The organism is Lysobacter enzymogenes (genome assembly GCF_900106525.1).
Taxonomy (GTDB): domain Bacteria; phylum Pseudomonadota; class Gammaproteobacteria; order Xanthomonadales; family Xanthomonadaceae; genus Lysobacter; species Lysobacter enzymogenes.
Genome location: NZ_FNOG01000006.1, coordinates 260,377 through 283,458 on the forward strand (window position 1 = coordinate 260,377; position 23,082 = coordinate 283,458).

Consider the following 23,082-nt stretch of genomic DNA (forward strand, 5'->3'; position numbering starts at 1 on the left):
TGGCGGGCTGGCCTGAGGGCGGTCCGGGCCCTCGAAAGGGCGTGCATGAAAACGTTTACATGGGCAGAATAGCCCAGGGCGCGGCCGAATGCACCGCCCGGTCGCTCAGTCGGGAGAATTCATGGCGAAGGTCAGTCTGCAGCATCTGCGCAAGGTCTATCCGAACGGCTACGTCGGCGTCGCCGATGCCAGCTTCGACATCGCCGACGGCGAACTGCTGGTGCTGGTCGGGCCGTCGGGCTGCGGCAAGTCGACCCTGCTGCGGATGATCGCCGGGCTGGAAACCATCAGCGGCGGCGAGCTGCGCATCGGCGAGCGCCTGGTCAACGAGGTGCCGCCGAAGGACCGCGACATCGCCATGGTGTTCCAAAGCTATGCGCTGTACCCGCACATGACCGTGGCCGAGAACCTCGGCTTCGGGCTCAAGCTGCGCGGCCTGGACAAGGCCGAGATCGCCCGCCAGGTGGGCGAGGCGGCGGCGATGCTGGAGCTGCAACCCTTGCTCGACCGCAAGCCGGCCGCGCTGTCGGGCGGCCAGCGCCAGCGCGTCGCCCTGGGCCGCGCGCTGGTGCGCAAGGCGCAGGTGTTCCTGCTCGACGAACCGCTGTCCAACCTCGACGCCAAGCTGCGCATGACCATGCGCGTGGAGATCGCGCGGCTGCACCGCCAGCTCGGCACCACCATGGTCTACGTCACCCACGACCAGGTCGAGGCGATGACCCTGGGCCACCGCATCGTGGTGATGAAGGACGGCAAGATCCAGCAGATCGACACGCCGATGGCGCTGTACAACCAGCCGGTGAACCTGTTCGTGGCGACCTTCCTGGGCAGCCCGAAGATGAACACCTTGTGGGGGCCGGTGAGCGAGCGCGACGACGGCCTGCACCTGCGCGTGGGCGAGGGCGTGGAGCTGCGCCTGCGCCCGCAGGGCGAACTGCTGGAGAAGGTGCGCGGCTACCTCGGCCGCGAGCTCGTGGTCGGCCTGCGCCCGGAAGACCTGCATCTGGCCGATGCCGGCCCGGACACCGTGCCGGCCAAGGTCGAGGTGGTCGAGCCGGTCGGCAACGAGGCCTTCCTCAACCTGGGCTGCGGCGGCTGCGATCTGGTCGTGCGCTTGCCGCCGTTCCATCTGCCGCAGGTCGGCGACACGGTGCATCTGTCGTATGCGGCCGAGCGCATGCATTTCTTCGACCGCGAGAGCGAACTGCGCCTTTGATTTTGTAGGAGGGCCTTCAGGCCCGAAGCGTTTCTTTCGGATCGCCGCGAGCTGACACAAAAGCCTCGGGCCTGAAGGCCCTCCCACAAGAGGCCCTCAGACCTCCACCGTCTCCACCGCCCACGGCGGCAACACTCCGGCCGGCTTGCCCGCACCGGCCGCCTGCGCATCGGCCGCGGCCGCCGCGGCATCGGCCAGCAGCACGACGCGCTCGACCTGGGCGATCTGCTCATCGTCGCCGAACGGCGCGGTCAGGGTCGGCGAGAGCAGGCTGATCAAACGCGCCAGCATCAGCGCGTCGCTGACCTTCTCGCCCATGCACAAGGACGCGATTAGCTCGTCCAGCTTCTCCCCGGCCAGCAAGCCCGACAGCGCCTTCAGGCACAGGTGCAGGCGCATGCCCAGCTCGTTGCGCGAGACCTGCGGCAGCGCGCGCGCGAACGCCTCGAAGAAGCGGCCGAAGATCGGCTGGTAGTGTTCGCGCAGGTAGTTGCGCACGAACGGCGAGGGATCGCTGTAGACCCGCCCCAGCAAGCGCACGAAGCCGCTGCCGTCCTCGCTGGCGCGGCTCATGCGCAGCGCCGGCACGAACAGCGCGCTGAGCACCGCCGACGCGTCCAGGCCGGCGTCGCCGTACTGGCGCTCGCAGGCCGCCAGCAGGCGCAGGCGCTCCTGGTTGAGCCGGTCCAGGCGCGCGCGCAGCAAGGCCTGCATCAGCCCTTCCTTGCCGCCGAAGTGGTAATTGACCGCGGCCAGGTTGGTGCCGGCCAGGGTGGTGATCTGGCGCAGCGACATGGCCTCGAAGCCGTGTTCGACGAACAGCGCCTCGGCGGCTTCCAGCAGCCGCGCCTTGGTGTGGCCGGCGTTGAGGATTTTCGTGCTCATTCAGCGGCTTGCGCCGGACCCTCCGGGGGAGGCCGCGCGGCGGCGGCGGGGTAGGACGCGACTGCGCGGCTCATGGTCAGCGCGCTTTCTGGCACACGTGCGACAGCGAATCACGCTGCGTCGCAATATTCCATGAGTTCGATGGCGGTCGCATTCGTAGCGTGAATGCGTTGGCGAAGCGTCGCGGCGGCGGCTTTGCCGATTGCGGGCGATTGCGAGCGATCGCGCGGCGTGGGCGAGGCCGCTGCCGTCGCCGCCGATGTGGAGCGCCGCGCCGGCGAAGGCGCAGGCAACGCTACGGGCCTGCGCGCCGATTCGGCGGGCATGGCCGCGCGTTGGCGTCCGCCGGCGTGAAAATAGCGACAGGTGTGTTGAGTCTTGCTGCCGATTGCGTGCAAACTGAAGCCGAGTGTTCCGGCGACACTCGATCGCGGCGCGCAGGGGAGTGCGCGCCGTGGCCGCATCGAACCCGGCATCGCCGGGACCGGAACCTTGGGAGGGACCCGATGGACAAACCGTCCGCGCCCGGCCGTCGCCCGGCACCGCCGCCCCGTCGGGGGCGCGCGCGCCGCGCCCGTGCCCTGGCCGCGCTGCTTGCCCTATTCGCCGCAACAGGATGTCAAACCGCCATGTCCAGTTCCGCCACCCCGGATTCCGCCGCCCCCGACACGACCGCCGAGGCCGTGACCACCGCGCAGTGGCCGCTGCGCTTCCAGCGCCATCGCTTCGGCGGGTTCTGCTTCGACACCTGGGGCTGCAGCATCGTCTACAACGGCTTCCCGCACGGCCAGGACGACCGCGAGCGCCAGGCCGCGTCGTCGGCCTCGTTCGGCGAGGCCTATCCGCGCCGGATGAAGGCCGCGCACCTGGACATCGCCAATTTCCCGGCCCCGGCCGAGGTGACCTGGCGCGCCAAGGACCAGAGCGAGCACCGCGCCAGCGTCGACCTCGGCGCGATCTTCGCCGACGGCCTGATCCGCCATGAAGTCGCGCGCGACGACGTGGCCGAGGGCGTCAGCCTCAACGATCCGGAAATCATCCTGGAAGTGAACGACCGCACCATCAACGTCTACATGCGCAGCATGATCCCGTTGAAGCGTCCGCTCGATCCGGCCAACCCGAACAGCAATTTCCGCGCCGACCTGGTGCGGGTGTACTCGCAGACGTACTGAACGCCCTGCGGGAGGGCCGCAACCCGATCCCGCACGCGGCGCCGCAACGCCGCGATCCCGCCGAAGCCGGCCGCCTCTGCGCGCCGCGCGGCGCCGCAAGCAGAATCAAGGAGAGTTCGCGATGGGCGGTGGCAAGAATCCCGATGGCGTGAAGACCTATCCCGCCACACAGCACGATATGGACAGCTACGTCGAGGCCAGCCAGGCGCTGTCGCAGTTGCGCGCGCCCAAGCTGCTCGACTCCCAGGATCCGCACACGCGCTTGTTCGTGGCCTGTTTCGACGGCACCAGCAACAGCATGTACCGCTCCGACCCGAAGAACCACACCAACGTGGCCGAGGTCGCCAAGCAGTTGCAGAACGGCCTGCGCGACGATATCGCGGTGGGCTACGTGGAAGGGCCGGGCACGCAAAAGAACGGGCTGACGCGCGGCCTGGACGCGTTGTCCGGCAAGAGCTTCGACCCGCGCCTGGAGAAGATGTACGCGCAGTTCATCGAACAGGCCAAGGAGTGGAAGGCCGAGGATCCCGACGCCAAGATCCGCGTCGCCGGCATCGGCTACAGCCGCGGCGCCGAGCAGGAGGCCGCGTTCTCGCGCCTGGTCGACGAGCGCGGCATCCAGGATCCGGCCGGCGCGGTCTACGTCAAGGACAAGGCCGGCAACATCGTCGCCCCGCCGACCTACCGCAACGCGCCGCTGCAGGATCCGAAGGTGGAGAAGGTGCCGCAGGCGGTCGGCCTGTTCGATCCGGTCGGCACCGGCGAGCCGCGCAAGCACGACCGGCGCCTGCCGCCGTCGGTGATGTCGGCGTTCCAGATCACCGCCGAGGACGAGCGCCGCGACCTGTTCAAGTCGACCAGCATCCTGCGCGAGGGCCACACCGAGGACAAGCGCTTCCTCAACGTCACCGTCGGCGGCGCGCACAGCAACATCGGCGGCAGCTACGAACTCAACGGGCTGTCGATCCGCAGCGGCAACCTGATGGTGGACTACCTCAACAGCCTCAGCGACCAGCCCTACCTGCAAAAGCGCGCCGAGCCCACCGATCCCAAGCTCAACGTGGTGCATCGCTCCGACGCGCGGATCTTCTACACCACCTTCGGTTTCCGCGACGGCGAGCGCGACCGGATCGAAACGGTCGCCAGCAAGGAACAGGTCAAGCACCACAGCGTGGCCGATCCGACCCGCAAGGAAGCCATCGACGAGAAGATGAGCGCGAAGTTCGAGCGCAACCCGGTGCGGATCGGGCCGACGCCGGGCAACGAGCCGTCGATCGTGGCGGGCGGGCGCAGCCAGAACGGCGACATCGATCAGACCTTCGCGCGCATGGTCCAGGCCGCGCGCGACGGCCGCGCGGACGACTTCAGCAACATCGCGCGCCAGCAGGCGCAGACCCCGCAGTCGCAGGAAATCTGGCAGGCCGGGCGCGATCGCTTCCAGCAGCTCAACGCGCAGCAAGCGCCGCAGGCCGCGCCGGACAGCCAGCGCCAATCGCCGCAGGCCGCGCCCGAGACGCAGCGGCCGCCGCCGCAGATCGACGGCCCGTCGCCGCGCAGCCAGGGCCTGTGATGAGCGAGCAACGATTCCACGCAGAAGCGACCCCGGCCGTGCAGGACGCGCAAGACCTCAAGCGCCTGGCCGTCGACCTGGCCGTGTTCGCGCAGCACCTGCAGGAGCAGAACGAACGCGCGGTCCAGCACGTGGACCGCAGCGCCGACGAACTGCACCGCGCCGCGCTGGGCATGGGCGCCGGCGCGCAGGAGCTGGCCCAGCAACTGATCGGCGTGGTCCAGAACCAGGCCCACGAGGCGATCGGCCGCGGCGTCGAGCAAGCCTTCGGCGGCGCCGGCGCAGCGCTGCGCGAGAGCGCCGACCTGGCCCAGCGCGCGGCCAAGGCGCTGGAAGACCAGCGCAAGGCGTTGGAGCGCTCGCAGCAGATCCTGCTGTACAAGGCGGTGCTGGCGCTGATGGTCGGCTCGATCCTGGCGGTCGGCGGCAGCTGGTACTACATCCAGAAATCGATGCGCGAGATCCAGCGCGCCGACTTCGCCCGCGACATCGTCGAAGCCACCCGCAGCGGCGCGCTGACCCGCTGCGACGGCGCCCTGTGCGCGCGCGTCGGCGGCAAGCGCGCCGGCCCGAAGGGCGAATACGTGTTGCTGGAAGATCCGAAGAAGTAAGCCTGCTTCCTGTAGGAGCGGCGCGAGCCGCGACCGCGACAATACGAGTGCGCCGCAACCATCGCCGTAGTTGCGTTGTCGCGGTCGCGGCTCGCGCCGCTCCTACAGGGAGATCGCCGGCTGGCGAGGCGGTTAGAAGGGCGAGCAGGTGTTGGTGGCAGGGCTGCAGAAACAAGCGTCGCCCGCACGCCCGACTGTAGGAGCGGCGCAAGCCGCGACCGCGACAACCCAACGACGACGACAGTTGCGGCGCAGTTGCGTAATCACGGCGGCGGCCCGCACCGCCCCCCACAAAGAAACAACCGGCTCGCGCCGACTACAGCCCCTGCGTTAGGCTGCGGCGATGAACGACGACACGCCCAACGCCGCACCCGCCACGATCCTGATCACCGGCGGCTCCGGTTTTCTCGGCAGCCGCTGCATCGTCCACGCGCTCGCAGCCGGCCATCGCGTGCGCGCCACCGTGCGCGACCTCGCGCGCGAGCCGCAACTGCGCGCGACCCTGGCGCGCGCCGGCGTCGACGCCGACGACCGGCTCAGCCTGCACGCCGCTGATCTGCGTCGCGACGAGGGTTGGGCGCAGGCCGCGGCCGGTTGCGATTACGCGCTGCACGTCGCTTCGCCGTTTCCGGCCGACATCCCGCGCGACGAGAACGAACTGATCGCGCCGGCGCGCGAAGGCACGCTGCGGGTGCTGCGCGCCGCGCGCGACGCCGGCCTGCGCCGGGTGGTGCTGACCTCTTCGTTCGCCGCGGTCGGCTACGGCCATGGGCCGCGCACGCAGCCGTTCGACGAGAGCGTGTGGAGCGACACCGCCGCACCGCTGGCCCCGTACGTGAAATCCAAGACCCTCGCCGAACGCGCGGCCTGGGATTTCGTCGCCAGCGAAGGCGGCGGGCTGGAACTGGCCGCGGTCAATCCGGTCGGCATCTTCGGGCCGGTGCTCAGCGACGACTTCGCGACCTCGATCCTGCTGGTCAAGCGCCTGCTCGACGGCGCGCTGCCGGGCGCGCCGAAGCTGTATTTCGGCGTGGTCGACGTGCGCGACGTCGCCGACCTGCACCTGCGCGCGATGACCGACCCGGCCGCGCGCGGCGAGCGCTTCCTCGCCACCGCCGGCGATTTCCTCAGCGTCAGCGACATGGCCGCGACCCTGCGCCGCGAACTCGGCGCGGCGGCGCGGCGGGTGCCGTCGCGGCAACTGCCGAACTGGCTGGTGCGGCTGGCGGCGCTGGCCGACCCGGCGGTGCGGCAGATCCTGCCGGACCTGGGCAAGTTCAAGAACGCCAGCAACGCCAAGGCGCGGCGGTTGCTGGGCTGGAACCCGCGCAGCGCCGAGCAGGCGTTGCTGGCGACCGCGGGCAGCCTGATCGAACTGGGGCTGGTGCGCGGCTGATCGGCGCAATGGGCGGTTTTCGTGCGGGCGGTTTTGGCAAGGCGCGGTTTCGACGGGGCTTTCGTCATCTCGCGGCGAGGCGAACTCCACCCACCGTCATGCCCGCGAAGGCGGGCATCCAGGGCTTTATCGCGATACGACTCTGAAGTCTCTGGATCCCCGCCTTCGCGGGGATGACGATTTGGGAAGGGCGCGACGAAACCCACCTATCGTCATGCCCGCGAAGGCGGGCATCCAGGGCTTCATCGCGACAAGACTCTGAAGTCTCCGGATCCCCGCCTGCGCGGGGATGACGACGTGGAGCGGCGCGGCGAAACCGACTTGCTGCGACACCCACCTATCGTCATGCCCGCGAAGGCGGGCATCCAGGGCTTTATCGCGACATGGCTCTGAAGTCTCTGGATCCCCGCCTTCGCGGGGATGACGACGTGGAGCGGCGCGGCGAAACCGACTTGCTGCGACACCCACCTATCGTCATGCCCGCGAAGGCGGGCATCCAGGGCTTTATCGCGACATGGCTCTGAAGTCTCTGGATCCCCGCCTTCGCGGGGATGACGGCATGGAGCAGCGCGGCGAAACCGACTTGCTGCGACGCCCACCTATCGTCATGCCCGCGAAGGCGGGCATCCAGGGCTCCATCGCGACGCGGCCTCGGCAACCCGCCCGAACCTCGCCACAAACCTCAAAGAAACTCAGCGCGAATCCGGTCGACATCGAACGGGCTGACATCGCCATCGGCGGCGAATACCGTCGCGGCTTGGGCGCGCTCGCTCACCAGTCGGCCGCGCGCCAGCGCATGCAGTTCGAACAAGGTGTACAGATCCGGCGAGGCGTCGTACTCCATCGCCCGCAGGATCAACGAAATGCCCGACAGCTGGTTGGCCGCGTTGTTCCAGCGCGGATTGCCGCCGATGCCGACGTCGCACCACACCGCCTGGCCGCGCTCCAGGTCGAGCACGAACGGCAGGCAACTGTTCTGGCGCGAGGCCAGGTCGACCCGGTCGTGCACGGTGCGCGCCTCGAACGGTTCGCCCGAGTCGATGTCGCTGCGTGCCATCCAGCCGGCGAAACACTCCGGCAGCTCGCAATAGGGCTGCTCGGTGTAGCTGTGGATGCTGACCGCGACATAGCCGATGCCGCGCTCGCGCAACAGCGGCAGCTCCAGGTCGATGAACTCGGCCGCGCCCTTGGGCGCATCGACGATGTCGCCGCTGTGATGGCCGCCGTAGCCGCGCAGGTTGTAGTAGGAAATGGTGTCGACGAAGCCGAACTCGCGGTCGAAGAACGCCGCCGACAGGTCGATGTCGGTGCGGCTGCGGCCGTTGGTCCACCACAGGAACAGGCGCACGAAGCGCGCGTCCGGCAGCGCCACGCGGCTGCCGCGGGTCAGGGTGCGCAGCGAGCGCGAGGCCGCGCGTTGCGCCAGCGGCGCGCGCAGCTCGCGCAGGGCCGGGTCGATCCAGCAATCGCCCAGCGGCGCGCGTTCGGCGAAGCGTTCGCGCAGCGCCTGCGCGCAGATCGCCATGCCGGCGTCGGCGGCGCCGTCCGGCAGCGGCGCGCGACGGTCGCGGGTGCCCCAGGCGCGCGCGGTGTCGCCCTTGGGGAAGAACACCCGCAACGGCGCGTGGCCGCGATGGCGAAAGTGGCTGTGCAGCCGCAGCAGCAGCGGCGCGGCCACGCGCGGCGCAGCGCTGCGCAAGCGCTGCAGCACTTGCTCGGTGTCGGCGCCGCTGCGCAGCAGATGGTCCAGGCGCCGGGCCAGTTCGCCGGGGCGCGCGCTCAGGCGCAGCAAGGCGTCGTCGCCGCGGCCGGCGGCGAGGTCGCGCTCGACCGCGCTGTTGAAACGTTCGAACGCGCGATCCTCGCGCAAGGTCTGGAACGCGTTCCAGGTCGCCGGCAGGCGCTCGCGGTAATCGCCCGGGTGCAGATACTCGCCCAGGCGCTTCCAGCGCTCCTGCCAGCGCAGCATGTCCTCGGTGGGATCGCCGCAGGCTTCCAGCGCCTGCAGCAGCAAGCGCCGCAGCGCGCGCGGGAAGCGGCGGAAGCGGGTCGGCTCGGCCAGCGACACATCGCCCTCGCACCAGGCCACGGCCACGCGCAGCACGTCGGTGGCGGTGGCCAGGCGTTCGCGCACGAAAGCCTCGCTGAGCGGCCCGGGCGCGCGCCGCAGCAGGGCGGCGGCGAGGTAGGCGAAGTTTTCCTTGAACGGAATCCGCTCCGGCAGCATCCGCAGCACGTGCTCGCGGTACTGGCCGACGAACCAGCCCAGGTCGTCATTGTCCTGCTGCGACAGCGAGGTCGGCGAAGCGGCCAGGCGGGTGCAGACGGCTTCGAATTCCTCGCGGCTGCCCAGGTCGATCAGCCGCAGCGCGCGGCCGCCGCGCAACGGCGGCGTGGGCTCGGGCTGTCGCTCGTGCAGTTGCAGCCGGGTGACGTAATGCAGCATCGCCCGTTGGTACAGCTCGGCTTCCTCCACCCGCAGCACGCCGGCCGGGAAATCGGGAAACAGCGGCCGCAGCGTACGGTGCGCGCCGGTCATCTTGGCCAGCGCCGGGCGCAGTTCGCGCAGGCATTGCGCCAGTTGCGAGGGCGACTGGGTGTGCAGGCGCTCCAGCGCTTGCGGGGTCAGCGCGAAGCCGAGTTGCTCCAGCTCGCGCTGCACCATCGCCACTTGCACCGCGCTGGCGCCGCCGTCGCCGGGCTTGAGCTGGAACTTGTGTCGGCGGCGCAGGAAGATTCCGTTCATCGCTGTCTCCGGCGTTGCGAATTCGAGAACGAATCCGGCAGATACGAAAAGGCCCGCCGAAGCGGGCCATGTGGGAAGCGGGCACCCTAGTTTCAGAGAGAAGGAAGGACGCCCATAGCCACGCCGCGAGCATAGCCCGGCCGTCGCGCTGCGCCTAGACCGCCGGTCAGGCGGCAGCGGCTTCGGCGCGCGCCGACTGCCGTTTCAGCAAGGCGATGGTCAGCACCAGCAGCGTCATCGGCACCAGCGACAGATAGAACGCGCCGCCGCCGATGCGCGCGAACAACTGGCCGGTGATGAACGAACCGGTGGTGCCGCCGAGCGCGGAGAACACCACGATCAGCCCGGTCATCGCCGCATGCCGCGACTTGGGCAGCGAGCTGAGCACGACCGAATTGATCGCCGGATAGATCGGCGCCATGAACAGACCGATCAGCGGGAACACGAACGCGGCCGGCGGCGCGCTCATCCAGCTCATGTCCGCTTGCGGCTGGGCGCCGCGCGCCAGCGGCAGCGCCAGCAGCACCAGCAGGCCCATCGCCAGCACGCAGCCGATCAGCAGCCAGTGCCACGGCACCCGCCGCAGCGCCAGCCCGGCGCCGAGCCGGCCCAGCGCCAGCGACACGGCGAAGATGCTCGCCGCCTGCACGCTCATCTTGGCCGGCAGGTGCAGGATTTCGCGGTTGAAGGTCGGCAGCCACGTGCCCACGCTTTGTTCGATCAACACGTACAGGAACGCCGAGGCCAGGAACGCGGCGACCAGGGGCAGGGCGATCAGGCGGAACATGTCGAGGAAGGAATCGGCGGCGGCGTGGCCGTCGCGCGCGGCGCTCTCGTCGAGCTGCGCGCCGGCGAGCAAGGCGATGATGACCGCGGCGATGCCGGCCAGCAGCCAGTAGACGTCGAGCCAGACCGGATCGCCCGGCGATTGCGGATCGATGAACCAGGCGAAGATCCAGTAGCCGGCGAGCACGCCGACCATGAACCAGCCTTCGATGATGCTGGTGAGGCTGGCATGGGCCTGCTTGGAGTCGGTGAGCAGGCCGATGGAGGAATACACCGACACCTTGACCAGGGCGAAGGCGACGCCGGTGGCGATGAACAAGGCCTTGGTCATCCAGAACGAGGCCAGCAGCGGCATCAGCGCGCAGGCGACCAGGACCAGGCCGAGGCCGAGCATCATCGCCCGCCGATAGCCCAGCCGCGGCAGCAGCGAGGCGGTGAGGAAGGAGACCACGGCGATCGGCAGATCCTTGAACGCCTCCAGGATGCTGGCCTGGGCCTTGTCGATGCCGAAGCCCTGGATCGACTGCAGGATCACCGTGCCGACGCTGTTGAGCAGGACCCCGAACATCATGTAGGTCAGGATCATCGCCGCGATCATGCGGCGGCGGTGGGCGGTGGCGACGGTCATGCGGGCTCCGGGGACTTGGGCGGCGCGGGTGGTTCAGCGGATCGTGCGGTGTCTGCGCAGATTAAGGCGAGCGCAGAGTAGGGCGAGCGCGTCCTCGCCCGAACTGCGTTCCCCGGCCCGAACGCAGAGCGTTCGGGCGTTCGGCGCCGCGCGGGCCAATGGCCCGCAAGCGCGGCGCCTCACCCCGCTAGCGGGAGAAGGTGCCCCGAAGGGGCGGATGAGGGCAGCGCTAACCCATCACCACTTATAAGCCGCCGAGAACAAATACGACCGCCCCGCGATCGGCCGCCCCATGAACACCCCGCCGGTCGCCGCGCCCGGCACGCGCACATTGCCCTCGGTCAAACCGAGCTCGTTGCTGACGTTGCTGCCGGTGAGCGCGAACTCCCAGTTATCGCCCGCGTGCAGGTTCGCGCCCACATCCAGCGTGTGGTACGAGGGCAGCTTCTGGGTGTTGGCCAGGTCCGCATAGCGATCGCCGATGCGCGAGTAGGTGGCGAACACCTTCAGGTCGCCGAACGGCAGCGTCCAGTAATAGCTCGGAGTGAAGCGGAACTGCTGCTTGGGCTGGCGCATCACCTGGTTGCCGGTGAACTCGCGGTAGTTCTCGTACTGCGCGTCCAGCCACACCCCGGTCAGCGCCAGCTCCAGCCCGCCGACCGGACGCCACGCGCCTTCGACTTCCACGCCGTAAGCGCGCGAATCGCCGACCGTGGTGAAGTTGGTGCCGTCCTCGAGGAAGGCCTGGAACGGCGAGTTGGTGAACTTGTTGTAGAACGCGGTCAGGTACAGGTCGTAGCTCTGGCTGCCGGACTTGAAGCCCAGTTCGTACTGGTCGATCTCCTGCACCTTGGTGTTGCCGTCGCGCAGGTTGTCGAACGCCGGCAGCTTGTAGCCGGAGTTGGCGCGGGCGAACACGCTGGAATTGTCGGTGAGCTTGTAGTTCGCGCCCAGGGTCCAGGAGAAATGCTTGTCGTCCTGGTCGATGCGGCGCGTGCTCGGCAGCGAGATCGAGGTGGCGTTGTCGTAGAGCGTGTTCGGATTGCCGTCCAGGTCGACCGTGGCGGTGTCGTGCACGGTGCCGTCGACCTGCTGCCACTCGTAGCGGATGCCGCCGTCCAGGCGCAGGCGCTCGTTGACCTGCCACTCGTCGGCCACGAACACCGCGGTGTTCTGCCCGTCGTAATCGCCGCGCAGCGAGAAGAACGAGGTGCCGGTGAAGCCGTCGCGGGTGACCTGGCGGCCGTCGGCCAGGGTCAGGTTGATCCGGCGCGCGTTGTTCTGCGCGGTCAGCAGCATGTTGTTGCCCAGGTACCAGGTGTCCTTGGACGAGTACTTGGCGAAGTAGATGCCGGCGGTCAGCGTGTTGCCTTCGAACAAGTCTTTGCTGAAGCGCAGGTCGTTGGTGAACGACTCGATTTCCTTGTCCACGACCCAGAAGCCGGCGGTCAGCACCTGCTGGTTGGGATCGACCGCGCCGCCGCCGTTGACGTAGGTCGCGGTGCCGGCGCTGCCGTAGCCGGCGATGAACGAGGACAGCGTCTGCGGGCTGGCGCCGGTGAACAGGCCGTTGGTCGGCGCCGAGCCGGTGACGAAGTTGACCCGGTCGCTGATGGTCCAGTCGCCGACATAGAAGTCCATCGACGCGCCGAACACGTCGAGGTTGATGCCGCGGCCGTCGGCGAGATCGCGGCTGATGCTGGTGCCGCGGCCGGTCGGGATGGTGATGTGACGGAAATCGTTGCCGAGCAGGGTGCCGGTCTGCGCGTCCAGGCCCGGGAAGCTCGACAGGCTGGAACCGTTGTTGCGCGACAGCAGCGGGATCGGAGTGAAGAACGCGTTCTTGTCGTCGGTGTGGCGGGCGTAGACGGTGATCTCGCCGCTGTCCCAGCTGTGGGTCAAGGTGGCGCTGAGCTGGCCGCCCTTGTCGGCCGGGAATTGCGTATCGCGCACGCCGTCGGTGGTCCGGTAGAAACCGCCGACGCTGTAGTACCAACCGTCGGCGAGCTTGCCGCTGTTGAACAGGTCGACCCGGCGGAAGCCGTCGCTGCCCAGACCCAGGCGCACGCTGCCGGCCGGCTCTTCGCCGCCCTTCTTCTGGATGAAGTTGACCGTGGCGCCGGGCTGGCCGTTGGAGAAGATCGGGCTGGGGCCGCCGCGCAGCACTTCCATGCGCTCGATGGTGTCGTCCATGCGGAACAGCGTGGAGTTCTCCAGGAACGACAGGGTCGGCGGCGGGAACAGCGGCGCGCCGTCCATCTGCACGGTCACGAACGGCGCGTCGCCTTCCGAGGGCATGCCGCGCACGAAGATATTGGCGCCGGTGCTGCCGCCGGCCGATTCGGCCCAGATGCCCGGCACGACCTTGAGCGCGTCGGCGGTGCTCAGCGGCACCGCTTCCTGGATCTGCTCGAGCGAGGCGGTGGTGATGGAGAAGCTGGCGTCGCGCTTGCGCACGCCCTTGAAGCGCGCGGTGCCGCTGACCACCACCGCGTCGAGCGTGGTCGCCGAGTCGGAGGCCGGCGCGGCTTGCGCGGCCGGCGCGGGCTGTGCGTCCTGCGCCAGCGCGTAGCCGGGCGCGAGGACCGCGGCGATCGCGGCCGACAGCGCATAGCGCATCAGCCGGTTTTGAGTGTGCGTGCCTTGCGTGTGTGCGGCGTGCTGCATGTTGTTCTCCCCACCCATTCGATATGGATTGTTGGTTTAGGCGGCCCCGCCGCGACGGTACGTGCCGGCGCGGTCAGGGCGAAACGAAAGCGTCTACGTCGAAAGCGGCGATCTGCGGCAGGCAGGCGTCGGCCTGGGCGAGCGTGCGCGCGTCGCCGATGCCGACTGCGGCCATGCCGGCGGACTTGATCGCGGCCACGCCGGCGGCCGCGTCCTCGATGCCGATGCACTGCGCCGGCGCCACGCCGAGCGCGGCGGCGACGTCGAGGAAGATGTCGGGCGCCGGCTTGGCGCGGGCGATCCGCGCGGCGTCGGCGATGTAGTCGAAGCGTTCGGCGATGCCGAGCCGGTCGAGCAGGGCGGCGGCGTTGCGGCTGGCCGAGGCCAGGCCGAGCTTGAGCCCGCGCGCGCGCGCGCGTTCGAGCACGCGCGCCACGCCCGGGAACAGGTCGGCCGGGGTGACTTCGGCGATGGCTTCGACGTAGTAACCGTTCTTGCGTTCGGCCAGCGCCAGTTTCTGTTCGGCGCTGAGGGTGCGGCCGGCGTGGCGCAGGATGATCTCCAGCGAGCTCATCCGGTCCACGCCCTTGAGCCGCTCGTTGACGTGTTGGTCGAACGCCAGGCCTTCTTCGTCGGCCATGCGCTTCCAGGCGCGGTAGTGGGTCTGCGCGGTGTCGGTGAGCACGCCGTCGAGATCGAAGATCAGCGCCTGCGCCGGGCGCGGGAAACGTTCGCGCGCATCGACCTCGGCCGCGGCCAGGGCGCGGCGCAGCGGCTGGCCCTGACTCAGCTCGACATAGTGGCCGGCGTGGGCGAGGGTCAGCGGCGCGCCGTCGAGCAACGAGTACTCGACGCCGTCGCGGCGCACTTCGATGCGCAGGCGCCGGCCCTGCCAGCGCAGGCCGAAACCGAAGCCGTGCCAGCGCTGCGGCAGGGTTGGGGCGAAATGCAGCACGCCGTCGATCGCGCGCAGGCCGGCGAAACCCGAGGCCAACCCCAACCACGTCCCCGCCAACGCCGCCATGTGCACGCCGTGGTCGGTATTGCCGTGCAGATCGTCGAGGTCCACGCGCAGGTTGTCGTGGAAGAAGCGCTCGGCCTGCTCGGCGTGGCCGACTTCGCTGGCGAGGATGCCGAACACCGAGGCCGACAGGGTCGAGTCGTGCGTGGTCACCGCCGCGTAGTAATCGTAGCTGCGGCGCTTGACCTCGACTGGAATCCCGTCGCCGGCCAGCACCAGGCCCATCACCACGTCGGCCTGCTTGCACACCTGATAGCGGTACAGCGTGAGCGGGTGGTAATCCAGCAGCAGCGGCCGGTGCTCGCCCTCGCGCTCCGGGAACGGCCAGCGCGGCTTGTCCAGGAAGGTGTCGTCCTGGGCGTAGATGCCCAGGGCCTGGTCGTAATGCAGGAACATCGACTCGGCGGCGCGGCGCCAGGTATCGACTTCGTGGGTTTCCAGTTGCAAGCGCTGCGCCAATTCCTGCAAGCGCTGCGGGTGCTCGCGTTCGAGCTGTTCCCAGGCCGCCACCGCGCGCTGCAGATGCCGCTGCGCCATGCGGTTGGTATAGAAGTTGTTGTCGACCAGTGCGGTGTATTCGTCCGGCCCGGTCACGTCGTGGATGCAGAACGCGCCGCCGCGGCGCGGATTGAAGTGGCCGACCTGCGGCCAGATGCGCGCGGTCTCGAACAGCATCTCGGCGCCGAACTCGGCGAGGAAATCGCTGTCGCCGCTGGCGTCGAGGTACAGGCCGATGCCGTAGGCCACCGCGGCGTTGATGTGATACGCGGCCGAGCCGGACGGGTAGTGCGCCGAACACTCGCCGCCGGTGATGGTGCGCCAGGGGAACAGCGCGCCGCGGCTGTGGTTCATCTCGCGCGCGTGTTTGCGCGCCGGCTCCAGCGCGAGGTAGCGCGCGTGCAGCATGGCCCGCGCCACTTCCGGCGCGGTGTAGGCCATCACCGGCAGCATGAAGGCTTCGGTGTCCCAGAAATAATGGCCTTCGTAGCCTTCGCCGGTGAGGCCCTTGGCGGCGGTGCCGTCGATGCCGTTGCGGCCGGCCGATTGCAGCAGGTGGAACAGATTGAAGCGCAGCGCCTGTTCGGACGCCGGGTCGCCGGCGATCGACAATTCGGCGCCGTCCCAGAACCGCGCCAGCGCCTGCGCCTGGCGCGCGGCGATGGCGTCGAAACCTTCGGCTTGCGCGCGCTGCAGCGCCTGCGCAGCGGAGGCGGGCAGGTCGGTGGCGTGCGGGTTGCGGTCGGTGACGTAGGCGACGAATTTTTCCAGCGCCACCGATTCGCCGGGGCGCAATTGCGCTTGGTAACGCTGCGCCACGCGCTCGGCGCCGAGGTCGGCGGCGACGAATTGCAAGCCATCGATGCGGTGGCCCTGGCTGCACACCACCCGCACGCCGCTGCGGCGGGTCGCCTGGACCACGTGCGCGCCGCGCTCGTCGGCCTGGCGCGCCAGCAACTGCAGGCCCTCGGCCGAGGCCACGCCGATGCGCGGGTCGTCGCCTTGCTCGGCGGCTGCGTGGCCGCATTCGATCGCCGAGCTCAGGCTCAGCGCGCCGCTGTAGTCGAGCGAGGTGGCGCGGTAGCGGATCGCCAGCAGGTCCACGCCGGGCACGCCGCTGTCGAACGGGACCACGCGCTCGGCGAGGATCTCGATGCGCGCGCCGGCATCGGTGCGCAGCACGCTGCGGCGCGACAGCCGGCCCCGGCGCAGGTCCAGCTCGCGTTCGAACGCGTCCGCCGGCGCCGGCAGCAGGCGCTGCGCACCGGCGAACACCGCGATGCGCTGGCCGTCGGCGACCGGCAGGCGGGTGTCGGTGTGGCGCGGGAAACCGGTGAAGCGCTCGTGGTAGTGGATCGGGTGCTGTTCGTACACCGCCGCCAGGAAGCTGCCGTCGCTGCCGCCGTCGGCCTCTTCCAGCCCGCCGCGCACGCCGAGCGACCCGTTGGCCAGGGCGAACAGGGTTTCGTCGCGGCGGCGGCGGGCGAGGTCGTAGCGGTCCTGGCGCAGCGCCCAGGGCTGGGCGTCGTCGCTGGAGGGGAGCGGTGCGGCGGGTCGAGACTGAGTCACGCGAACGGGCCCTGGATCGTTGACGCCGGCGCGGTGGCGGCGGCTTGGAGGCGGACCCTAGGGAATGATTGTTATCGATGTCAAGTTATCGATATCAGGAATGCCCGGGCCGGCCATGCCGCCGTCCGGGCCGGGTGGATGCCGGGGATCGATAGCAGGCGGCTAAGCGATTGCGATCAGTCGCTTAGCCGATGCTGCGGTGCGCAAAGACGGGGCCGTACCCGGCCTTGGCCGCGAACCGGTCGCGCTGCGTCGCAGCACGGCCGCGCGTACGACCGGCGTCACGGCCTGCGCGGCCGAGCTCGCGGCATCAAGTGGCACGCGTGCGGACCTGGAACCGGCTCAGGGGTGGGTGTAGGCGTACGGCGCCAGGTTCAGGCGCAGCGAATCGAAGTACTGCAGACGAAACGGCACCGTCGTCAGCACGGTGTAGTTCACGTCCGGCGGCACCCGCGCCGAGCCGTGGCGCACCGCCAGCCACATCAGGAAGGTTTCGGCGATGTCCTCGCGGGTGGGGTTGTCGCGCGCATAGGTCGAGATGAACTCGCGGTCCCACGATTGCGCCGCGAACCAGCCCATCGAGCCGGCATGGAACGGATCCAGCGAGGTGTGGGCGGCCTCGTGGACGAAGGTCTCCTCGAGGATGCCGCGGGCGATGTAGTCGCGCGCGTAGCTGCCGGTGTGGATCAGCAGATTGTTGTTGCCGCCGCCGAAGGGCTGGTCGCCGGCATGGATCCACAGCGTGCTCAATTGCGAACGCAGCGCGCGCGGGATGCGGCCGATCACCGGGGCGTAGAACTCCACCTGCGCCTGCGCCGCGGCGGGGCTGCCGAACTCGGGATTGACCTGCGCTTCCACGTACTGGGTGTAGTCGCCGCTGGCGTAGACCACGGTGAACAAGTAGGCGTTCTGGTAGACGTAGGCATTGACCCGGCGGTCGAACATTTGCCGCAGGCCCTGGCCGGCGTAGGCGACGCCAGCGTACTCGGTCGGATCGGCGGCGGTGATCAGGTTCGGAGCCAGATAGATGGTGCCGCTGTAAGGGGGCGCGGCCTGGGCCAGGCCGGCGAGCGCGAACAACGCCGCGCCGGCGGCGCTGCGGGCGAATGCGCGGCGCAGGCCGGTAAAACGCGCGAACGGGAAACCCGAAATCGTCATGGCGTGCGTCCTTCATCCTTGATCGGCGATGCGGCCGTCGCGACCGCTTGCGGCGCGCCCGCGCTGTGGTAGGCGGGCGACGATCCACGCTAGCGGCCGCGGCGATGCCGCGTCCACGACGCAACTGCGCGGGTTCAAACTCGGAGTGGTTACTGCGTCGCTGTTGGGCGAATGGGCCTGCGCGAAGTCGCCATGCCTGAGGTCGGCGCGCAAGAGGCCGGCTCGATCGAAGCCGGCCTGGGCAACGCTCAGGTCACCCGCGCGACCAGATGGGTCGGCAGAATCTCCGACGCGGCCGGTTCGCCTTCGATCAGCGCCAGCACCTTGCGCGCCAGCAGCACGCCGGCGTCGACGAAGTTCTGGTGGATCGAGGTCAGCGGCGGCAGATACGTCGCGCCCAGCGGCGTGTCGTCGTAGCCGATCACCGACACGTCCTCGGGCACGCGCCGGCCGCGTTCGATCAGGGCGCGGATCGCGCCGATCGCGAGCAGGTCGCTGGCCGCGAACAAGGCGTCGAACTGCGGATGCTGGTCGAGCAGCGCGTGCACCGCCTGGGCGCCGGCGCTGACGGTGAAATTGGCCACGCTCGGGGTCAGCGGTTCGATCCCGTGCGCGCCCAGGGCCTGGCGGAAGCCGAGCAGGCGTTCGGCGAACTCGCCGTGGGCGTCGTCGCCGAGGAACACCGGCCGGCGCCGGCCCAGGGCCAGGAAGCGCTCGGCGGCGAGCTTGCCGCCGCGCTGGTTGTCGCTGCCGACCACGATCTGCGATTCGTGACGGCTGACCGCGCCCCACACCACCATCGGCCGGCCCCAGCGGCGGACCTGGTGCATGGCGTCCTCGTGCGCGCCCTGGCCGAGCAGGATCACCCCGTCGGCGGCCTGCACGCTGGGCAGGGCGCCGCCCTGCAGCGAGGTCAGCAGCACGCTGTAGCCGGCCGAGGTCAGCTCCTGGCTGATGCCGCCGAGCAGGTCCAGCGGATACGGGCCGGACATCTGCCGCTCCACCGTCGGCTTCATCTCCACCACCACCGCCACGGTCATGCTGCGGCGCAGGCGCAGATTGCGCGCGCTGACGTTGAACTGGTAGCCCTGGCGCTCGGCCAGTTCCTTGATCCGCTGGCGGGTCTCGGGATTGACCAGCGGGCTGTCGCGCAGCGCGCGCGAGACGGTGATCGCGGAGACCCCGGCCAGTTCGGCCAGGTCGGCCATGGTCAGGTGCTCGCCGGCCTTGCGGGTCGGATTGGAGGCGCGCGGTCGGCTCATGCGGGCGGATCGTTCCAGGGGCGAGGTGAAAAGGCGGGCCGCCCTATTTAACACGTCGCGCATGGGGCGATGGTGCGGGCCATGGCGGAAGCGGCGCGCGGGGCGTCCGGCGCCGCCGCCGGCGCCTTGCGCGCGGGCTCCGGGCCGGGCCGGGGCTTTCGACGGCGGGCTCGGCCGCGGCCCGCTATACTCCCAGGCAAGCGCGGCTCACACCCGCCGCTGGCCCAGCAGATTCAATCGCTTGGCCGCACTGCCTAACCTAATTTCCACGGCTGCGTCCGCCGTCCAGAGGCCCCAACGCCGCATGCGTCTGTCCACGATCAAGCTGTCCGGTTTCAAGTCCTTCGTCGACCCGACCACGCTGCACCTGCCCACCAACATGACCGGCGTGGTCGGTCCCAACGGCTGCGGCAAGTCGAACATCATCGACGCGGTGCGCTGGGTGATGGGCGAGAGTTCGGCCAGCCGGCTGCGCGGCGACTCGTTGACCGACGTGATCTTCGCCGGCTCCTCCGCGCGCAAGCCGGTGTCGCAGGCGATGGTCGAGCTGATCTTCGACAACTCCGACCACACCATCACCGGCGAATACGGCGCGTTCGACGAAATCTCGGTCAAGCGCACGGTCAGCCGCGACAGCGTCAACCAGTACTACCTCAACGGCGCCAAGTGCCGCCGCCGCGACATCACCGACCTGTTCCTCGGCACCGGCCTGGGCCCGCGCAGCTACTCGATCATCGAGCAGGGCATGATTTCGCAGATCATCGAGGCCAAGCCCGAAGAGCTGCGCGTCTACCTGGAAGAGGCCGCCGGCATTTCCAAGTACAAGGAACGGCGCAAGGAAACCGAAACCCGCATCCGCCACACCCGCGAGAACCTCGACCGCTTGAACGACCTGCGCGAAGAGGTCGGCAAGCAGCTCGAACACCTGCGCCGGCAGGCGCGCCAGGCCGAGCAGTACCAGGCGATCCAGGCCGAGCGCAAGGTCAAGGACGTGGAGTGGAAGGCGCTGGAATACCGCGCCCTGGACCAGAAACTGCAGGCCCAGCGCGAGAAGCTCTCGCAGCAGGAAACCCGCCTGCAGCAGCTCATCGCCGAACAGCGCGAAGCCGAGCGCGAGCTGGAAACCGGGCGCGTGCGCCGCGAGGAAGCGGCCGAGGCCTTGAACAAGGCCCAGGCCGCCAGCTACGAAGTCGGCGGCGCGCTGGCCCGGATCGAACAGCAGATCCAGCACCAGCGCGACCTGTCCGGGCGCCTGCGCAAGGCGCGCGAGGAAGCGCTGGCGCAGTTGGACGAGATCGGCGAGCACATCGGCAGCGACCAGGCGCGCCTGGACGTGCTGACCGCCGCGGTGGCCGACGCCGAGCCGCGCCTGGAGACGCTGCGCGAAGACGACGAAGCGCGCCAGGACGCGCTGCGCGAGGCCGAGGCCAAGCTGCAGGACTGGCAGCAACGCTGGGACGGCCACAGCCGCGAACAATCCGAAGCCGCGCGCGCGGCCGAGGTCGAGCGCACCCGCATCGAGGGCCTGGATCGCCAGACCCTGGACGCCGACCGCCGCCGCGAAGCGCTGACCAGCGAGCGTTCGGGCCTGGACGTCGCCGCCCTGGCGGCGGCGTTCGAGCAACTGCAGAGCCAGCACGACCTGCAGAAGGAATCGCTGGACAGCCTCACCGAAGAACTGGAAATCCGCAAAACCTCGCTCAGCGATTTGCAGGAGCAGCAGCGCGGCACCCAGAACCAGTTGGCCGAGGTGCGCAAGCAGGCGCAGACCTCGCGCGGCCGGCTGTCGTCGCTGGAAACCCTGCAGCACGCCGCGCTCGGCCAGGAGCAGGGCGCGGCGGCCACCTGGCTCAAGGCGCGCGGCCTGGATTCGGCCCAGCGCGTGGGCGAAGTGCTGAGCGTGGAGGCGGGCTGGGAGAACGCGGTGGAAAGCGCGCTCGGCCAGCTCATCGAGGGCGTGCTGGTGGAAGCGCCCGAAGCTCTGGTCGATGCGATCGGCGAACTCGGCGAAGGCCGCCTGACCCTGGTCTCGCCCGAGCGCGACGGCACCGCCTATCCGGCGACCTCGCTGGCCTCGAAAGTGCAGGGCCCGGCCGCGATCCGCCGCCTGCTCGCGCGCCTGCACGGCGCCGACGACCTGGTCGCGGCGCGCGCGCTGGTGGCGCAGATCGGCGCGGACGAAACCGTCATCACCCGCAACGGCGAGCGCCTCGGCGCCGGCTGGCTGCGGGTGCTGCGCTCCGGCGCGGCCAAGCAGGGCGCGCTGCTGCGCGAACGCGAGATCCAGACCCTGCGCGCGGAAATCGAAGAACTGCAGGAACGCGAGCGCGAGCTCGAACACAACCAGATCCAGCTGCGCGACCGCGCCCTGGCCGCCGAGCAGCATCGCGAAGACGCGCAGCGCTCGCTGTACATGGCCCACCGCAGCGTGTCCGAACTGGGCGGCCAGTTGCACAGCCACCAGGGCCGGCTCGACCAGGCCCGCAACCGCATCGACAAGATCGACGCCGACCTCGAGCAGTTGCTGATCGCGCTCGACGCCGGCAACGAACAGGCGCGCGAGGCGCGCCTGCGCCAGGAAGCGGCGGTGGAGCGCATGGGCGAGCTGGAAGACCAGCGCCAGCGCCTGGAAGCCGAGCGCAGCCGCCTGTTCGAGGCGCGCGATTCGGCGCGCAACATGGCGCGCGAATCGCGCGACGCCGCCCACGCCCTGGTGCTGAGCCTGGAAACCCAGCGCGCCCAGATCGCCGGCCTGAGCCAGACCCTGCAACGCATGGGCGGCCAGCGCGGCCAGCTCGACACGCGCTTGAACGAACTCACCGCCCAGCTCAGCGACGGCGACCAGCCGGTGCAGGATCTGGAGCAGCAGCGCCAGGTCGCGCTGGAACAGCGCGTCATCGCCGAGCAAGACCTGACCGGCACCCGCACCGCGCTGGACGGCATCGACAACGATCTGCGCAAGTTCGAGCAGACCCGCCAGCAGCGCGACGAACAAGCGCTGCAGCAGCGCGAGGCGATCGGCCAGCGCCGCTTGGAGCAGCAGGCGCTGGTACTCAAGGCCGAGACCCTGACCGAGGCCATCGCCGAAGCCGGCGCGGTGCTGCAGGACGTGGTCAACGCGCTCGACGAAGAGGCCGACCCGCAGACCTGGGAACGCGCCGTCGCCGACCTCGACAACAAGCTGCGCCGGCTGGAGCCGGTCAACCTGGCGGCGATCGCCGAGCATGCCGAGGCCGCGCAGCGCAAAGATTACCTCGACGCCCAGAACACCGACCTGACCACCGCGCTGGAAACTCTGGAAGAGGCGATCCGCAAGATCGACCGCGAGACCCGCGGCCGCTTCAAGGACACCTTCGACCGGGTCAATTCCGGCGTGCAGGAACTCTATCCGCGCCTGTTCGGCGGCGGCCACGCCTACCTGGAACTCACCGGCGAGGACCTGCTCGACACCGGCGTTGCGATCATGGCGCGCCCGCCGGGCAAGCGCGTGTCCAACATCTCGCTGCTGTCCGGCGGCGAGAAGGCGATGACCGCGGTGGCGCTGGTGTTCGCGATCTTCCGCTTGAACCCGGCGCCGTTCTGCCTGCTCGACGAGGTCGACGCGCCGCTCGACGAAGCCAACGTCGGCCGCTTCACCGCGATGGTCAGCGAGATGAGCGAGCAGGTACAGTTCCTGTTCGTGAGCCACAACAAGGCGACGATGGAAGCCGCGCAGCAACTGTCGGGCGTGACCATGCGCGAGCCCGGCGTGAGCCGGCTGGTGTCGGTCGACCTGGCCGAGGCGACGCGCCTGGCCGGCGCGGCGTAGGTTCGCGGCGCTTTGCCGGGAACCGGAAACGGCGGCGACGCGCTTTAACGATTCCCTATCTCGCGATTTTCGTTTTGCCTACAAGATCA

13 protein-coding genes and 1 pseudogene are annotated in these 23,082 nt (G+C 69.7%); 6 read left to right on the top strand and 8 right to left on the bottom strand.

What is annotated here, in order from left to right; all coding sequences use genetic code 11:
- Nucleotides 1-121 precede the first annotated feature (121 nt).
- Complete coding sequence (locus BLU84_RS16645) at nucleotides 122-1,216, top strand: ABC transporter ATP-binding protein (RefSeq protein ID WP_074869779.1); 1,095 nt, start codon at nucleotides 122-124, stop codon at nucleotides 1,214-1,216.
- A gap of 36 nt (nucleotides 1,217-1,252) precedes the next feature.
- Here the strand turns inward: BLU84_RS16645 and BLU84_RS28720 are convergent.
- Nucleotides 1,253-1,303 (bottom strand): annotated as a pseudogene (locus BLU84_RS28720) (DUF6053 domain-containing protein); the annotation flags it as partial.
- Between the two features lie 9 nt (nucleotides 1,304-1,312).
- Nucleotides 1,313-2,101, bottom strand: a complete 789-nt coding sequence (locus BLU84_RS16650; RefSeq protein WP_074869783.1) for a TetR/AcrR family transcriptional regulator — start codon at nucleotides 2,099-2,101, stop codon at nucleotides 1,313-1,315.
- Between the two features lie 629 nt (nucleotides 2,102-2,730).
- Between BLU84_RS16650 and BLU84_RS16660 the strand changes: the two genes are divergently transcribed.
- From BLU84_RS16660 to BLU84_RS16675, 4 genes are all read left to right on the top strand, one after another.
- The gene (locus BLU84_RS16660) at nucleotides 2,731-3,273 is read left to right on the top strand and encodes a hypothetical protein (protein ID WP_074869790.1); all 543 of its coding nucleotides are present in this window, start codon (nucleotides 2,731-2,733) and stop codon (nucleotides 3,271-3,273) included.
- 148 nt (nucleotides 3,274-3,421) lie between these two features.
- Entirely contained in the window at nucleotides 3,422-4,843 is a 1,422-nt protein-coding gene (locus BLU84_RS16665) for a T6SS phospholipase effector Tle1-like catalytic domain-containing protein (RefSeq protein WP_170849186.1), read from the top strand.
- Nucleotides 4,843-5,454 (top strand): hypothetical protein, encoded by a 612-nt coding sequence (locus BLU84_RS16670; protein ID WP_074869797.1) that lies wholly within the window; start codon nucleotides 4,843-4,845, stop codon nucleotides 5,452-5,454. The genes BLU84_RS16665 and BLU84_RS16670 overlap by 1 nt, the downstream gene beginning before the upstream one ends.
- Before the next feature lie 343 nt (nucleotides 5,455-5,797).
- Entirely contained in the window at nucleotides 5,798-6,850 is a 1,053-nt protein-coding gene (locus BLU84_RS16675) for an SDR family oxidoreductase (RefSeq protein ID WP_074869800.1), read from the top strand.
- A gap of 682 nt (nucleotides 6,851-7,532) precedes the next feature.
- Here the strand turns inward: BLU84_RS16675 and BLU84_RS16680 are convergent.
- From BLU84_RS16680 to BLU84_RS16705, 6 genes are all read right to left on the bottom strand, one after another.
- On the bottom strand, nucleotides 7,533-9,596 hold the full coding sequence (locus tag BLU84_RS16680; RefSeq protein ID WP_074869804.1) for a TerD family protein: 2,064 nt from the start codon (nucleotides 9,594-9,596) through the stop codon (nucleotides 7,533-7,535).
- A 166-nt stretch (nucleotides 9,597-9,762) separates the two neighbouring features.
- Complete coding sequence (locus tag BLU84_RS16685; protein WP_233431170.1) at nucleotides 9,763-11,010, bottom strand: MFS transporter; 1,248 nt, start codon at nucleotides 11,008-11,010, stop codon at nucleotides 9,763-9,765.
- A 237-nt stretch (nucleotides 11,011-11,247) separates the two neighbouring features.
- Entirely contained in the window at nucleotides 11,248-13,629 is a 2,382-nt protein-coding gene (locus BLU84_RS16690) for a TonB-dependent receptor (RefSeq protein WP_083382765.1), read from the bottom strand.
- A 121-nt stretch (nucleotides 13,630-13,750) separates the two neighbouring features.
- Nucleotides 13,751-16,765: a beta-phosphoglucomutase gene (pgmB, locus tag BLU84_RS16695; protein WP_074869810.1), complete on the bottom strand. Its 3,015-nt coding sequence runs from the start codon at nucleotides 16,763-16,765 to the stop codon at nucleotides 13,751-13,753.
- A gap of 342 nt (nucleotides 16,766-17,107) precedes the next feature.
- Nucleotides 17,108-17,923, bottom strand: coding sequence for a hypothetical protein (locus BLU84_RS16700; protein WP_074869813.1), 816 nt, complete (start codon nucleotides 17,921-17,923; stop codon nucleotides 17,108-17,110).
- Nucleotides 17,924-18,171: 248 nt separating this feature from the next.
- Nucleotides 18,172-19,185, bottom strand: coding sequence for a LacI family DNA-binding transcriptional regulator (locus BLU84_RS16705; RefSeq protein ID WP_074869816.1), 1,014 nt, complete (start codon nucleotides 19,183-19,185; stop codon nucleotides 18,172-18,174).
- A 304-nt stretch (nucleotides 19,186-19,489) separates the two neighbouring features.
- On the opposite strand from BLU84_RS16705, the gene smc reads away from it, so the two are divergent.
- A complete protein-coding gene (gene smc, locus BLU84_RS16710; protein WP_074869822.1) occupies nucleotides 19,490-22,993 on the top strand; it encodes a chromosome segregation protein SMC in 3,504 nt (1,167 codons plus the stop codon).
- Nucleotides 22,994-23,082 lie beyond the last annotated feature (89 nt).